Source organism: Enterocloster sp. 210928-DFI.2.20, assembly GCF_020554465.1.
GTDB classification, from domain to species: domain Bacteria; phylum Bacillota; class Clostridia; order Lachnospirales; family Lachnospiraceae; genus Enterocloster; species Enterocloster bolteae.
Genome location: NZ_JAJCHK010000015.1, coordinates 119,676 through 135,079 on the forward strand (window position 1 = coordinate 119,676; position 15,404 = coordinate 135,079).

At 43.1% G+C, this 15,404-nt stretch carries 15 protein-coding genes, 1 other RNA gene and 1 pseudogene; 6 read left to right on the forward strand and 11 right to left on the reverse strand.

What is annotated here, in order from left to right; all coding sequences use genetic code 11:
- Position 1 precedes the first annotated feature (1 nt).
- Entirely contained in the window at positions 2-1,348 is a 1,347-nt protein-coding gene (locus LI015_RS15185) for a uracil-xanthine permease family protein (RefSeq protein ID WP_002569612.1), read from the forward strand.
- 100 nt (positions 1,349-1,448) lie between these two features.
- On the opposite strand, the gene LI015_RS15190 is transcribed toward LI015_RS15185, so the two are convergent.
- Both LI015_RS15190 and LI015_RS15195 read right to left on the reverse strand, forming a co-directional pair.
- Positions 1,449-3,707 carry a bifunctional diguanylate cyclase/phosphodiesterase gene (locus tag LI015_RS15190; RefSeq protein WP_002569613.1) on the reverse strand — a complete coding sequence of 753 codons (2,259 nt, stop codon included), beginning with the start codon at positions 3,705-3,707 and terminating at the stop codon, positions 1,449-1,451.
- 172 nt (positions 3,708-3,879) lie between these two features.
- Entirely contained in the window at positions 3,880-4,659 is a 780-nt protein-coding gene (locus tag LI015_RS15195) for an SIMPL domain-containing protein (protein ID WP_002572193.1), read from the reverse strand.
- A 353-nt stretch (positions 4,660-5,012) separates the two neighbouring features.
- Here LI015_RS15195 and ssrA point away from each other — a divergent pair.
- Positions 5,013-5,352, forward strand: a transfer-messenger RNA (tmRNA) gene (gene ssrA, locus LI015_RS15200).
- Between the two features lie 501 nt (positions 5,353-5,853).
- Here ssrA and LI015_RS15205 read toward each other — a convergent pair.
- The 4 genes from LI015_RS15205 to LI015_RS15220 all read right to left on the reverse strand — a co-directional run bounded on the left by LI015_RS15205 (position 5,854) and on the right by LI015_RS15220 (position 9,082).
- Complete coding sequence (locus LI015_RS15205) at positions 5,854-6,474, reverse strand: hypothetical protein (protein ID WP_002569615.1); 621 nt, start codon at positions 6,472-6,474, stop codon at positions 5,854-5,856.
- 121 nt (positions 6,475-6,595) lie between these two features.
- Positions 6,596-6,766, reverse strand: a complete 171-nt coding sequence (locus tag LI015_RS29030) for an SIMPL domain-containing protein (RefSeq protein ID WP_166460000.1) — start codon at positions 6,764-6,766, stop codon at positions 6,596-6,598.
- Between the two features lie 342 nt (positions 6,767-7,108).
- Entirely contained in the window at positions 7,109-7,993 is an 885-nt protein-coding gene (locus LI015_RS15215) for a phosphotransferase family protein (protein ID WP_021894996.1), read from the reverse strand.
- A 228-nt stretch (positions 7,994-8,221) separates the two neighbouring features.
- Positions 8,222-9,082 carry a hypothetical protein gene (locus LI015_RS15220; protein ID WP_002569617.1) on the reverse strand — a complete coding sequence of 287 codons (861 nt, stop codon included), beginning with the start codon at positions 9,080-9,082 and terminating at the stop codon, positions 8,222-8,224.
- Positions 9,083-9,708: 626 nt separating this feature from the next.
- On the opposite strand from LI015_RS15220, the gene LI015_RS15225 reads away from it, so the two are divergent.
- On the forward strand, positions 9,709-9,879 hold the full coding sequence (locus LI015_RS15225; protein ID WP_002569620.1) for an Arc family DNA-binding protein: 171 nt from the start codon (positions 9,709-9,711) through the stop codon (positions 9,877-9,879).
- Here the strand turns inward: LI015_RS15225 and LI015_RS28750 are convergent.
- A pseudogene (locus tag LI015_RS28750) lies at positions 9,821-10,323 on the reverse strand (recombinase family protein). The gene LI015_RS15225 and the pseudogene LI015_RS28750 sit on opposite strands and share 59 nt — an antisense overlap.
- Before the next feature lie 533 nt (positions 10,324-10,856).
- Positions 10,857-11,231 carry a hypothetical protein gene (locus tag LI015_RS15240; protein ID WP_002569622.1) on the reverse strand — a complete coding sequence of 125 codons (375 nt, stop codon included), beginning with the start codon at positions 11,229-11,231 and terminating at the stop codon, positions 10,857-10,859.
- Positions 11,232-11,413: 182 nt separating this feature from the next.
- On the opposite strand from LI015_RS15240, the gene lepB reads away from it, so the two are divergent.
- On the forward strand, positions 11,414-11,980 hold the full coding sequence (lepB, locus tag LI015_RS15245) for a signal peptidase I (RefSeq protein ID WP_002569623.1): 567 nt from the start codon (positions 11,414-11,416) through the stop codon (positions 11,978-11,980).
- 33 nt (positions 11,981-12,013) lie between these two features.
- Here the strand turns inward: lepB and LI015_RS15250 are convergent, their stop codons facing one another.
- On the reverse strand, positions 12,014-12,823 hold the full coding sequence (locus LI015_RS15250) for a hypothetical protein (RefSeq protein WP_227125544.1): 810 nt from the start codon (positions 12,821-12,823) through the stop codon (positions 12,014-12,016).
- 53 nt (positions 12,824-12,876) lie between these two features.
- Complete coding sequence (locus LI015_RS28555; RefSeq protein ID WP_323734828.1) at positions 12,877-13,305, reverse strand: hypothetical protein; 429 nt, start codon at positions 13,303-13,305, stop codon at positions 12,877-12,879.
- Between the two features lie 45 nt (positions 13,306-13,350).
- Between LI015_RS28555 and LI015_RS15260 the strand changes: the two genes are divergently transcribed.
- The gene (locus LI015_RS15260; RefSeq protein ID WP_227125550.1) at positions 13,351-13,716 is read left to right on the forward strand and encodes a hypothetical protein; all 366 of its coding nucleotides are present in this window, start codon (positions 13,351-13,353) and stop codon (positions 13,714-13,716) included.
- A 248-nt stretch (positions 13,717-13,964) separates the two neighbouring features.
- Here the strand turns inward: LI015_RS15260 and LI015_RS15265 are convergent, their stop codons facing one another.
- On the reverse strand, positions 13,965-14,339 hold the full coding sequence (locus LI015_RS15265) for a desulfoferrodoxin family protein (protein WP_002572183.1): 375 nt from the start codon (positions 14,337-14,339) through the stop codon (positions 13,965-13,967).
- A 376-nt stretch (positions 14,340-14,715) separates the two neighbouring features.
- Between LI015_RS15265 and LI015_RS15270 the strand changes: the two genes are divergently transcribed.
- The gene (locus LI015_RS15270) at positions 14,716-15,195 is read left to right on the forward strand and encodes a hypothetical protein (RefSeq protein WP_002569627.1); all 480 of its coding nucleotides are present in this window, start codon (positions 14,716-14,718) and stop codon (positions 15,193-15,195) included.
- The last annotated feature ends 209 nt before the right edge of the window (positions 15,196-15,404 follow it).

Here is a 15,404-nt window from a genome sequence, read left to right on the forward strand (position 1 = left end):
AATGAATACAGACAATACAGCGAAACAGCACGCATCCCTGTTTGATTTGGATGGTGTGCCAAAAATGAGCCAGGCAATTCCCCTGGCCCTTCAGCATGTAGTAGCCATGATTGTAGGCTGTGTGACGCCGGCCATTATTATTTCCGGCGCAGCAGGCATTGACACGGCAGACCGGGTTTTGCTGATTCAGGCTTCCCTGGTTGTATCTGCCCTGGCCACCCTGCTGCAGCTCTTCCCCATAGGCAATAAGAACAGTTTCCATCTGGGTGCCGGCCTTCCTGTTATCCTGGGCGTAAGCTTTGCCTACGTTCCCAGCATGCAGGCCATCGCGGAACAGTCCGGCATTCCCGCCATACTGGGAGCCCAGATTGTAGGCGGCGTGTGCGCCATTATCGTAGGCCTTACCATCAAGAAGATACGAAAGTTCTTCCCGCCTCTGATTGCAGGCACGGTTGTGTTTACCATTGGTCTGTCTCTCTACCCAACTGCCATCAACTACATGGCAGGCGGCGCGGGCCAGCCCACCTACGGTGCATGGCAGAACTGGGTGGTAGCCATCTTCACTCTGGTGGTTGTCACTGTGCTGAACCATTTTGCCAAGGGATTCCTGAAACTGGCATCCATTCTTATGGGTATGATTGCAGGCTATATCTTCTCCATGTTCTTTGGCATGGTAAGCTTTGGAAATGTGGCTGAATCCGGCATGTTCCAGCTTCCTCAGGTCATGCATTTCGGCATCAGCTTTGAGGCATCTGCCTGTGTGGCCCTGGGACTGCTGTTCGTTATCAACTCCGTGCAGGCAATCGGCGACTTCTCTGCCACCACGGCAGGAGGCCTGGACCGCGAGCCCACCACAAACGAGCTTCACGGCGCTATTCTGGGCTACGGCTTTTCAAACATCATAGGAGCCTTCCTGGGATGTCTGCCCACCGCCACCTACAGCCAGAACGTAGGTATCGTGGCTACCACCAAGGTTGTTAACCGTGTGACATTAGGGCTTTCCGCGCTGATTATACTGGTTGCCGGACTGTTTCCCAAATTCTCCGCCCTTCTGACCACCATTCCCTATGCGGTCTTAGGCGGTGCGACTGTATCTGTATTCGCTTCCATTGCCATGACCGGTATGAAACTGGTCATGACGGAAGATATGAACTACCGCAACACCTCTATCGTAGGTCTTGCAGCTGCCCTGGGAATGGGCGTGTCACAGGCATCCGCCTCCCTGTCCGCATTCCCGACATGGGTTACCACAATCTTCGGAAAATCCCCGGTTGTCATCGCAACCCTGGTGGCTATCCTGCTGAATGTCACCCTTCCGAAGGATACCGGAAAAGTTAAAAAGAATTAATCCTATTATTGTAATGGTATAACTGAAAAACGGACTGTCCCTGAGCATATCGCTCCCGGGCAGTCCGTTTTTCAGTTATGCTTTGGTTAAACCATACGGCTTAACAACCTTCAAAAGAACCATCCTGATTATCCGTCAGCAGATGTTCAAAATCCTCCTGGGGCATGGGCTTTGCAAAAACATATCCCTGGATTACATTACAGCCTGCTTTTCTTAAAAATTCCACGGTGTCCATATCCTCCACGCCCTCGGCAATGGTCTTTATATCCAGCTCCTTGGCCATATTAATGACGTTGGACACAACAATGCGCTCGCGCCTGATGTCCCGGCTCTTCTGGAAGAACAGGATATCCAGTTTCAGCACATCAATGGGCAGGTTCTTTAACAGGTTAAGGGAACTGTAACCCGAGCCAAAATCATCCAGGGAACAGATAAACCCACGCGCATTGAGATTGACCACCAGCTCCGCAAATAACTCCGTGTCAGCAGCCAGTATGCTTTCCGTAAACTCCAGCTCCATAACGCGGTCCGGTATGGAATATTTAGCCTTGATATCCGTATAGTAATCTACAAAATCATTCTGGAACAGGCCTGCCTTGGAAACATTGACCGCCAGGCTCACCGGCCTCCCGCCCTGTTCCAGGTGACTCCTGTACCAACGGCATGCATGCTCAAACATATAGCGGTCCAATTTCACAATCAGCTCGCTTTTCTCAAATAATGGGATGAAATTCCCCGGCAGTATCAGCCCCCTTCTTGGACTGAGCCACCGGGCCAGCACCTCTGCCCCGGTAATCTGGTTACCGTTCTGAATATCTATCTTGGGCTGCATATAGAGCTTAAACTCCTCCTCTTCCATGGCTGCCTCTGCCTCAGACTCCAGGACGGTATCCTCCAGCATGCGCCTGCGGAGGCTGTCGTCATAGAACACATAGGAGCTTCCCGGTCTTTCCTTTGCAATCTTATGGGCCATGTTGGCATAATTCACCAGCACATCCAGAGACTGCTTCCCGTCACCGGCCCGGAACCGGTAGACGCCTACAGGAATCTCCATGAATGGCTGTTCATCCATGCCCGAATTCCTCATATACTCCTTAAGCTGGCACAGACCGCTGTCCAGCACCTGTGTGTCCTCACACCGGGTTATACCGGCAAAATTGTCAGCCGCTATGCGGCAGCTGATACAGCCAGGTCCTTCCACTGTCCTCAGAAACTCTGCCACCAGCCTGAGAAGCCTGTCGCCTTCCTCGTACCCCAGAACATCATTAATCAGCTTAAAATTCCTTAAATCACCATACCAGAGCACATAGGAGGTAAGCTCAGAACGGGAGATCTCAGGACGGTTAAGAAATATCTCCACTTCACGTTTAAAGCCCGCAAAATTACGCAGGCCTGTAAGAGAATCACTATAAGCCAGTTCCATCAGCATCTTCTGATTATTCACAGCCATCTTCCGCTGTCTGCTCATCAGCCATATAAACAGGCTGCAGGCAACCACAATGATAATCATGATCCCCCATGCTGTCTGGATGTAGCTGGAACGCAGCACATCCACAGGAACCATACTCGCCTGATACCATTGACCCTCGATGATGGGAAGGATAACCAGCATCTGCCTGACTCCCTGCCTGTCCGTAAGTATGAAATCCCCCCTGCCGGTGTCTCTTATGACCTCTGCAATCTTCTCCTTGTTATCAGGAAGAATGTCACCCTCAAATGTCTTGATGGTCTTAAGCACATAATTGCCGTTTGCATCCAGAATATTGGAGTAACCGGCTCCTTTAAGAACCGGTGCGTCAATGATTTCCCTCAGTACGACAGCCGAGTGAACCGCACAGAGAACGCCCCTGGCATTGCCGCTTTCGTCATTGATTCTGACGCCAAAATAGTTTATATATCCGCTGGCATCCTGTTGGTCTGCAAATGTGTTGGATATGCTTTTTTCACCCTGTAAAGCCCGTTCAAAAAAGTCCATCCCTTTCAGATTAACCTCTTCCACATTGCCTTCCATATCCACCATACGGGCATTACCGTTAATATCCGCGTAACCCATACGGATAAAGGCATTTTCCTCATTTATATCATTCAATATGGTCAGGATCTGGTTCTCATCCAGAATAACCAGCTCCCTGAGGCTAACAGCCAGCCCCTCCAGCGTCTGCCAGTCTCCCTCAATCTGTTTCAAAATGGATGTCCTTGTCTGATTCGCAGCATCATACAGGTATGCCACGTTCTCTTTCTGGCTTTTCAAAATCATTTGTACAAGAAAAATAATACTGCTGCCAATAAAACATAAGCATAGTATGATAGGAAGCAGCGTGTCCCTGCGGCTTTTTCCTCTGCCATCTGCAGTTGTCATCTCATAGTACCCCTGTCTTCTTTAGACTCTAAAATAATAATAATATATTTATACTTAAATATCAATGACAAATATCCCCGGAAACAGTACCATATGCTGTTATTTGATACTGTTTCCGGGGTATACACACGGCGTTATTCACTTGTTTTCCATTGGGTAAGTTTCATTTAATCTAATCATTCAGCTCATAGGAAACCGTTACCTGGGCTTCCACACTGACCTGTCCGGGCATAACAGAAGCAGCCGCATCTTCCGCAACCGCAGCCGCCATCTTGGCAGAACCGCCTGCATTATAGGAAGCATATCTGGTCTCCGGCTGATAGCCGAATTCCTCCACATGGACCACACCGGCCAGTGTCTTATTGCTGGCCTCCGCCAGAGCCTGGGCTTTTGCCTGGGCCACTGCCATGGCTCCCTTCAGCGCCTCCTGATAGCTGGCATCATAGCTGCTGGAAAAATAGCTGACGGAATTAATACCGTTGACTCCTGCAGCCACTGACTTTGTGATGATGGTTCCCGCATTGTCAATCGGTATGTCAGAGACCGTCAAACTGGTAGTCATCTCATATCCGGTTATCTCCTGTTTATCTGAATTCCAGTTGCGGATAGGACTCAGGCCATAAGAAGATGTCTGTATGGAAGTTTCCTCCACTCCCAGGCCCTTTAATGTCTCAATTGCAGCGTTCAGGTCATTGGCATTCTTCTCCTGGCAGGCAGCAGCCGTATCCTCTCTGGTATAGACGGCATATTCAATCTGCGCCATATCCGGCACCACCTTTACCTCCTCGCGCCCGGTCACCGTAATTACATTCTCTGCCGCTCCTACATTCTGTACCTTCAGCGTGTCCGGCATCTGTGCCCCGGCCCCGCACCCGCCCAGCCCCAAGGCGGCAGCGGCCACTGCCGCGCTGATACCTGCTGTGTATACTGTTTTCTTCATAATATGTTTCATAATTTCCTCCCTCTTTTTTGTTTTATCGGAATCTAATCATATGATACCGGGCACACGAATATGCCCTATCCCTATACTACCAGAAAGAGGGAATTCTGGTATTTCTTTTCTCTTAATTATAGAGGTATGTTTCATTACAAAGTTTATACGAATTTATTTCCGGCAATGCCTGGAGCTTCTTCATATCTTCAGTTCCATATCTTGGGCTCCATATCTTTGCTCCATATCTTCGGCTCCATATCTTGCCTGCTGATATTTCACCGCGGCCCTTGACAGCGGCACCGGAAACTGCTAATATAGAGTGAGCGCAGGATTTCGTTAGCATACCAGGTAAGCGCAGCACTGAATATTCAGGGGTTGTACTGGTTTCGACGGGGGTCATGCAGCTGGTGAAGCTATCCCCATGCGATGGGTTAAATGGCAAAAATAAATATAAACGCTAACGACGAATTAGCAATCGCTGCCTAATGGCAGCTGTCAGACTTAGAGCACCCGCACTTTAAGACCCTGGCATCGACTATGTGGGAAACGACGTATGCAAAGCTTTGAGCATATGGGCGTATGATGAAGCTACTGAAACCATCCGGGTGTCCTTTCTCTGATGGCAGAGGGAATGTCAAATAAAGGACTATGATAGTAGAAGAACAGGGAATTGATTTTCGGACAGGGGTTCGATTCCCCTCAGCTCCACTCTGGATAATGTCGGTTTTTCCTTATTTTATAAGGGATTCCGGCATTTTCTTTTTAGAAATGCTTGATTACCTTTTCAGGCTGTTTTCATTGGAATTGCAGCCCGATTTATCTGCTGTGTTTTGGTATTATTATTCTTATTACTGTAGAAATCCAATTACTTTAGGAATTTCATCTTCCGAGAATACTTGTTCTTCTTTGCTGATAATCTTTTTAGAAAATATGTTTTTGGACAATTCAAGGCATTTTAAAAAACTAACAATATCTATTTAAGTCAATTTCTTTTTTTAGCCCGTTTAAATATGCCATGTAAAAGAAGCTATATAGTGAAAAACAACTATATTATAGGATATCTTGTAATAGGTAGAAAATCATTCGATTATTTTAGTGATTTACAAAAATACTTTATATTCAAATCATTGCCGAACTTCTTTTTCATTAAAATAGCCGTACCAATGCTGATACGGCTCCACAAAATACTAATGACTTAGTTTCATTATTCATTTATTCCTCTGCACTTTTATCAATCCAGTTTTCCCCATCATAGTTCAAAATCTGTTCTGATAATTTTTTTATATATGGTTGTGCTTTTTCTTCTTGCGCATACCATACCAATGATTGACCAAACCCATACGTACGTTTTCTTGAAACAGGCGCATCCCATATGTGATTATGTCGTTTCCCTTCTGGTAGTAAAACGCAATCTTCTTTTTTAGCCAAAATGTTATAATCTTGTATATCTCCATTGTCAAGTTCCACTGACTGATAATTACGAAAAACTGTTGCATTCTGGTACCATCCTACGATTGATGTTTCATTCAACATTGTAGTAGCGCACCATATTACCAATACATCATCAACTTCTTGGTCATCTTTAAGCAAATCACAACCTTGAATATTTTCGATATGTAGTTCATTGTGTTTCCCTTTGCTGGATGATTTTGTTTCGACGAACCCTAAACAATATGCTTGTCCATCTTCTGAAATAACTGGAGCAAAATTATACTGCTCATTTCCTTCCCCATGCTCCTTAACAAAGCTGCCCCCATTAAAAGCCTCATCTTTACCAGGGATTACACCTTTATAAAACTTCATGGCAGAAATTTTACAAAATAGAATTCTCATATGCATTTCTCCTAATTATTTCGCAGCTTCCACACAACTGTCACTGTATCGCTGGCCCTAATATCTTCAGGTTCTAACTGCAAGGGTTCATCTGACATATAGCAAGTATCTTCTTCCAAACTTAATGGCATAGCATCCTTAATCTCCCATATGGTGAAGTAGTAAGCTTTAACTCTCCCCATGAATAATCTATAGACACAAGCTCATCCAGTTTCATTTCAGCTGCTTTAGCAAGAACCTCTGCTTTCACTCTTGAATCCTTTACAGCCTTTTCAAGTAATTTATTTTTCAATACATGACTATACTTATATCCTTTAAAGACTCGTTTGTATTCGTCCTTTTTAATTTTTTCAGTTTCAAAGACTGAATCAATCTCAAAGTTAGTTGTCTTTAATGGCTTCTCGATATGTATCCTTACGTTCCTCTAACTCAAACAGCAAGCATATTCTATCTGGAGGTACTGATATCTGCCCTTTACCTGTAACACGTATAATTTTCTTCATTGATTGCTTCCCTAACAATTCTATTATTATTGATTAATTGGCCGAAAAACGTCTTATATCTTCTCAATGGGATTCAAATATATTCTTTTTGTAAACGTGGGCACCAAAAAGCGTCAAGCGAGAATACAGTATTATGCTGATATTTCTTTATATCGCCTAAAAGCGGTTAACAAACTTGTATATTCATCCTCTGCCCACTCATAAAAAGGCACATTATCAGTGCCTTGTAATTCTAAAAGCCAATGAATAGCCGGTATGCACCAAAAAATCCTGCCAACAAGCATTTCTTCTTCTGTTAATTCTGCCAAACCTGCCGAATTTTTATAATTATCTATAATAACAGAAATATCAGCATCAACTTGTTCAGCTTGACGAAGCAATACATATAAATCAGAATAAAAAGGTGAAAATTGTGCCGTTGCCCAATCAATAATACGAATATCACCCTTCGAATAAATCATATTTTTAAAATGCATATCATAATGGTTCAGAAATATTGGGTATTTGCTATATTTTTCATAACTATCACTGGTAAAGCTTACTAAGCCACTTATATCAAACGCTTTTGAAATTTCATAAAGATGATTAAGTGTTTTTTCTTTTGATAAATAATACTTTTGGAATGTTGTCTCGTTAACACAACTAATGTTATTTCGTGATGTTCTATATAAATCCCCGATTTTTAAAGCTGCTTTATATAAATGAATAGCTTGTGGAGCATCACTACACGTTAATCCGTCAATATATTCAAGAACAAACTTGCTTTCACCCTGTTTTCTTTTACTTGCAACAACATGTACATGTTCCACTTTTAAGGGAGTTAAAATATTTTCATATATCTCAAGCTCATCTGAGCCATAAGGCACTATAGAACTTTGGCCACTATCATTAACTTGATTTTCTATTTTTTCAATATAAGTTACCCCATTATTTTCAGTTAACATGCTTGTTTGTGAACTTACCCATTTTTTTAATATCTTTCTGTTAAAATTTTTATCAAAGAATATATCATTCATATTTTTTATTCCTACTTCTCCCAAATTTCCCTTGAAAAGATTGTACTATAACTCCTGCTTGTTTTCCACTTCATTCGAGGTATATCTATGGATATCCATTTTGAAAAACTAATAGTGTTCCCAATTATCTTGCATTACTGATGATAACGTTAATAACCATACCAGCAGAGGAGAGAAAAAGGCCAGGGATATGTCCCCAGCCGTATAACCTTCTTTTAATTTCCCAAATCATCCAAACGACTCCTGATTACTGATTATATCAATGTAATAGCCAATATCATCTGACTTATTCCTATAAAGCTTCATGTAAAAAGTCCCTGTACGCAATATCTTATTTGTAACAACATCAGTTTTTTCGTATTTCAATTTCATATACAAAAAAGTTCCATCAGAACTCTGTTCACAGTCAGTAATTTTATACTTGTTTTCTTTTTCAAAAGGTATTCCTTTTAATTCGCCCTGCTCTGATTGTGGTATGTTTTCAGGATTCAGACCTATATTAAACACTGCGTAAAAGTCGTCAAGCGTCTTGTCTCGGTCAAAATACCCTATTCCATCTTCTATACGCAATGGAACAAACATTGTAGTTATATCAGGATTATTTAAATGTTTCTCTGTATCCGCAGCCAGAAGGGAATTCATTAATTTCTGCCTGTCCTCATACATTAAATACCGGAGCTGTCCATATGTAAAAGACGGAACATAAAATTGATCTTCGTATAGGTTCAAAAGGCCTTCGGCAGCATCTTTGAAAATCTCTTCCTGATATGAATTCAACGAATACATGTGTCGTACAAATCCCAGCTTCCACGCACCGTTTTTATCAACTGTATAGCCGTCCGGCGTAACTGTATCACTCAGCATACGTCCTGTATCATCAAAATAATAGCACTCGGCAATTCCATCGTCATTACCATCAATCCACATCCATGTGGATATGGGAAATGTTCCGTCTCCATTATCATACCACCATGCGGATACATCCCCGTCAATTCCTTGTTTCCAAGTTCCTGCATATGCTTCCCATATTAAGGTGCCCGAAAAAAGCATCGAAAGTGTAATCATAGCGATCCATTTTTTTACTGTCATCCTTTATTTTCCTTTCTCCATATAGCGGTAACTCAAAATTATATATACGAATTATAACATATCTACAAAATAAAAAGAACTGCCTTCCAACCAGAAAACAGCTAGAAAACAGTCCCTCTCAACCAATTTATCATTTTACAAGTCATTCCACAAATAATAAGCTACTCAACTAATCCCTTTGCGCATAACACCCCATAGTCAAACATTTTCATGCACAAATATTCTGTAATTAATTCATAGCTATTTATGATAACCTCTATATCCTTATCTTCTTCTCCGTCCGCCCCCAACCTTTGGCATAGGCGCTGTTAAGCACTCATTATCTCTGTATATGCCTGTTCACACACTTTTCCCTCTGAGAATTCATTGAGAATTCATCCTCCACATACTTACACTCTTCAGGCGGATTATCTTTAAAGTCTAACTTCCCATTCATCAAATCATAAATTAGTTTTTTGCACTCCTCCATAGTTCCCCCATTTATATTTTAAATAATATCACTATAAGCATAATTTTATCCCGTTTCTCCCATAATTATATTACGCCGTCATTATGCCGTCAATCAATATTTAGCCGTCATTTTGACTTTATAATGAGGTCATATGACTTATATGGAGGTAACACGCATGACTAACGAAATAGCAAAATTCACCTTACGCACTGATTCCGAATTAATGAAAAAATTACGGATTGTAGCTGATTATAATGGTCGTTCTGCCAATCGTGAGTTGGAAGTGCTTATAAAAAACCATGTTGCTGAATTTGAGAAGAAGCATGGAACAATAGACCTAAATTAATGCCCCAGACATAAAAGAAGGAACCTAATTCCCATGTTGGGAACCTGTTCCTTCTATATGTGTCCGTATTAATATGTGGCTCTTTCAAAAACACAAGGTTGACTCCCTTGGTAAATAATTCCTCATATAGAGAAAAACCTTCCTCTGCATTCCTGGACATCCTGGAAAATGAATCAAATATAATCGTATCTCCTGTTTGAATTTTGAGAGTATCTTATCCAGCCCTTTTCTACCCCCAGATTTTGTTCCTGTAAAAATCTCTTTCACAATGATGGCAAAGGGATAAGCAGCCAGTATACTCCTAACCTGTCTTTCTACATTCTGTTTCCCTGTTGATATTCTACCATACCCATATTCTTTGTTCATGTAATCATCCCTTTTAGTATTACTTTTCACGGTCATTATTACTGTTACTATAATTATTATACCATACCAGAAGGGCATTTCCTTTAATTTGTCAACAGGTCCATAATATCTGTTTCTCTCTCAGCTGTTTAACACTTGAACAAACGCTCCATCCGAAATTGTATAGATATTATAGATAACACTATCCCATGTTGACCAAAGCTCCGGATTGGTTTCGATCACTTCAGGAATGAGTTCACCAACACCGTTCTCATCTATATCTTGTTTGCAATACAATCTTTTACAGAGCCTATGAAATCCTCATCATCTGCACACCACCACGAAACAATATACTCCCCCCACAGCATTCTGCCCAACCCCGGAATGTATTGTCCGTGAGCAAATGTAAAACATGATTATCCCCCAAAAAAGTACACAAAATAAGCTTTCAACTTCAACAAAGTTTGTGCACACTTTTTCGACAACAGGTGATACTATAATAGACGTAACCCCCCCAATACATTATATAGTTTTTGCTACACCCCATAAAAAACGAAATACCTTCTCCTAAAATGGCCAGTTCCCCGACTGGCCATTTTACTTTGTATTTTACATTGTCCACCGGGCATACTCTAATAAGGCGTTTCATCATCCAGCAGCTGAATCCGGAGCACATCACTGACCTGAGCCGGAGATATCTCCAAAACTTCTCCGATATAAGTGACTGATACGGTATTCCCTACCCTCAAATCCTTCACCGTTATGGGAACGCCTCTCCATATAAGCTCTGTTTTATCTCCCACTGCCAGTTCAAAGGTCCCGCGTCCATTGATATCATTTATCTCCAATCCCTGAACCAGAAGGCGGTTTTCCCTTATCTCCTCGATGACGGCATAAAATGTGGTTCCAACCAGTGGTTGGACACTCCTTCTTCCCCCATAGTAGCCGCCGGCCGCGGCTAACAGAACAGCCAGTATAATGCTTACAGTATGTACAATCCGTTTCATATTCCACTCCCTTTGCTTCATTCTTATTCATAGAATAACATTACAGGAAGATTTTTTTAATAAATAAACTATTAATTATTCTTACGTATTGGCAAATACTAAAGACTTTATAAGACGTTAATGCTAAACTGGTAAATAACATTTATCCGATTCAAATATGATTTATTATAAAGGAGACTTCCATGAACACATCAGCAAAAAGCGAACATACCGGAAACTCCGGCTTTAAAAAGGAGGTTCTGGAGTGGGTCAAAATTCTGTTGGCCGCTGCTGCCATTGCCTTTGTCCTCAATACCTTTGTCATCGCCAACAGCTACATTCCTTCCGGTTCCATGGAGAATACCATTATGACAGGTGACCGGATCATCGGCTCCAGGCTTTCATACGCCTTCGGAGCACAGCCTCAGAGGGGGGATATCGTACTCTTTGACCACAAAGCGGAGCCGGGCAAGGACAAGACCCGGCTGGTAAAGCGAATCATAGGACTTCCAGGGGAAACCGTGGATATCCGTGATAACCAAATATACATCAATCAGTCGGACACTCCCCTGGATGAGCCATATCTTCCGGAACCCATGGACTCAGAGAACTATCATTTCCAGGTTCCGGAAGGCTGCTATCTCATGCTGGGTGACAACAGGAATCATTCCAGGGATGCCCGGGACTGGTCAGACCCCTTTGTTCCGGAGGAAGCCATAACTGCCAAGGCATTATTCCGCTATTTTCCAGGAATACACTGGATTTCCTAACCCTTATTACTGATACAGACAATGAAAAATACGTTACTGATAAATATTATTAACCTTCCAGGCTCCTCCAAACTGATACATGGACAGGCCGGAATCCCCTCCCAGCTGCGCTCCGGCATTTCCAACTGCCTGCAGCCAGGATGCGTCCGTGGCAGTAACCGAATTACAGAGACGGTCCGTAAACAGCCTGCCGCCGCATTTGGAAATGAAGCTGGCGGCATCACTATATTCCGCTGATGTCCCATCCTCGTAAATTACATTCACCGGATAACTGCAAATCCTGGAAAGAGTTTCAATATCTCTGTACGAAAAGCATTTTTGGACTGTAGTGGCTGCTTCTTCCAGGTTTCCAATTTTGAGGGCCCCTGAATCACTGCCAGCCTGGCTGTTGTAATCACTATATATGTTGTTGATCTTCCATTTTCCTCCAAATTTAAACAGGCTCAGACCTGCATCGCCGCCCATCTGTACTCCTGCATTCCCCACTTCCTTTAACTTTGAAACATCTGTGGATGCGATGGCAGACTTCATTCCCTCTGTGAAAACGGGACCGGTCCCCAGCGCCAGCAGCTCTGACTTGCTTTTAAGTTCAGTCAATTCGCCGGATGCATATGATATGATAAGAGGAAAGCTGCATAAATCCGCCAATGCATTCAGGTCTTGTTTCTTAAATGCGGATTTTATCCTGGAAGCCGCGTCCTTGATTTTTTTCTGTCCCTCCCGTCTCTGCTTTGCGGAATAAGCAGCCGCGGGTTTTTTGGATGCAGCATACACAGGCATTGCGGGAACTGCGTTTGCAAGAGCCAGTGTACAGATGGTAATGACAGCTAAATGTTTTTTCATGGTAAATCTCCTTTTCGTCTTAATTATTTTAAGTTCCATACGGGTTCATACAATTAGACGGGAGAGCTTTCATAAAAGTTGCACATAGTAAAAATAAGTTTCAGATAAACAGGTGAGGTGTATTCATGGAAAGAGAAAAGGGCATTGCATACTGCGGGCTTGCCTGCTGTGTGTGCAGCGAAAATGTTCTTTGTCCTGGCTGCCGCAGCGGCGGCTGCCCGGGCAGAGAAACCTGCAAACCGTTTAACTGCTGCATAAAAAACAGATGGGAGGGATGCTGGGAATGTCCTCAGTTCCCCTGCGGTGCTGCCATCTTGCAAAAAACCAGGATTCAGGTATTTGCAGATTTTGCTAAGGAATATGGCATGGACTCCCTGATAGACGCACTGGAGAAAAACCAATGCCGTGGTGTTGTATATCATTATCCCAATTTGCTGATGGGGGATTATGATAGTTTGAGCAGCCAACAGGAAATTCTGCATCTCCTGCTGAATGGACCGCAATACCGTATAAAAGGCGGCATTTTTATGCAATCATTCATACCGTGGCTTGACCGTATAATGGCCGGCCCCCTGCCGGAGGAAATCATTGCCGTCAACTTTAATCTCTATGATGATGGAGACAGCTGCTGGTCCATGGAGTTCACCGGAACCCGCAGCTTCGACGCGTATGACCCGGACTGGGCCTGTGACGAAGTATTTACTTCCCGTGACAGCATTCTCCACTGGGTACAAAATACCGGCTGGCAGCAGGTGCTGGAGGATACGGTACATACAATACGTGCTTATCTGGCAAATGGAACATACTCCGGCAGGTTAAAGGCGTATCAGGGAATCGGTGCAGGGTTTGTTGATGGGGATATCGTCATTCTGTATGAAACTCCCAAAGAATAGCAAAGAACAGGCTGGCAATACGCGTATATAAAACAAACAGCATTTCGTGCCGTATCGGCCAAAATGCTGTTTGTCTATGTTTGTCTATGTTTGTCTATGCCCGGCTATGTCTGTTTACGCCCGGTTATGTCTGTTTACTCCCGGTTATGTTCGTTTATTCCCGGTTATGTCCGTTCGTATTATGCTGCGCCAGACAGCTCTGCACACCTTTTGGATAGAAGTTCCGGCAGGTTCCCGGCAGAGTCAGATTAAGGTTCTGCCTTCCACAAACCATGCAGGTTGCAATATGCGTATACAGCCTCTGCCTCATCTCCTTCACAGAGCATAAACTCTGCCTGAGGCTTCTGTCCCGGCTGCAGCTCTTTTCTCTGATTTCCCTGTCTGGTAGCCAGAGCAATCCACTGGATATAGTGTTCCGGTATCATGGGGTGCTCGGCTGAGCCTACTGTGACAGTGACCTTAGACCCATCTATCTGAATGACAGGCACATGCTTTTCAACTGCTGCATCTGTGGTGTTTGGAACCAGTTCCTGCATCTTTTCCCCACAACAGACAACCGGGACACCGCTGCTCTTCACATAGGCAATTATATTGCCGCAGTGATTACAAATATAAAATTTCATGTTGTACCTCCTTTTTTTATGTATGGTCTGAATCCAGTCTATCACAATTCTGTCTTATTGCAAGACAATGGAGGAAAATTAACAATAGCATAACAGCTATAACGGCCGTAATCAGGCCCTAATCAGCATGATGCTCAGCCCGGCCTGTCTATTCACAAACTTCTCACATTCTGTTCATAAATCCGTTACAGAATCATAAAATTCTCCTCACATTTTATGGATATACTAATTTATGTAAAGAGCTAATGCTAATTAAACTTTTTTTCATAATACTCGGCCGGAGGGATGAAATCCTCCCGGCCTCCTCCTTTTTATTCAACTTTCTGGATTCTTTTTACTATCCCGGCATATGATAATTAAAAAAGGATATTTTTTTATGAAATATGAAAATCTGACTCCCGTAGTTGGGGTCATTACCAACATTTCCACACAGGAAGGGGATTGCTGTACCCAGGTTATAACCCTCAGTGTTGAGGGACAGCCCGTCAACATGATTCTATCCGATGACACCTTTGTGGTGGACACCATGCGCCTGATGCCAGGTATGCGTGTGGCTGCGTTTTATGACAACACCCTGCCGGTCCCCCTCATCTACCCGCCTCAATACCAGGCTGATTTAATCGCCGTAGTCAGGCCGGAGGAGGATGTAAACCTTTCCTGGTTTGATGAAACCCTCACTGCCTCTGATCAATCGCTGAAGCTGAACCTGTATCAGTCCACAGTTTTGTCAACCTTAAACGGCCAGCCATATTTCTGTTTCCCGGCAAATCATTTCCTGCTGGTATATTATGCGGCTGCCACAAAGAGCATACCGCCACAGACAGCTCCTAACCGGGTCATAGTGCTGTGTTCATAGACCTGTAAGGAATTATTTTTTTTCATTTTCACAAGACCGTTGTAAGAATGCATAAAATAGTTTTTTTCATTCTGCAAACTTTGTGCACACTTTTTGGATAGCGTATGCTATTATAATTAACGTAAACCCCCCCAATACATTATATAGTTTTTGTTACACCCCATAAGAAACGAAATACCTTCTCCTAAAATGACCAGTTCCCCGACTGG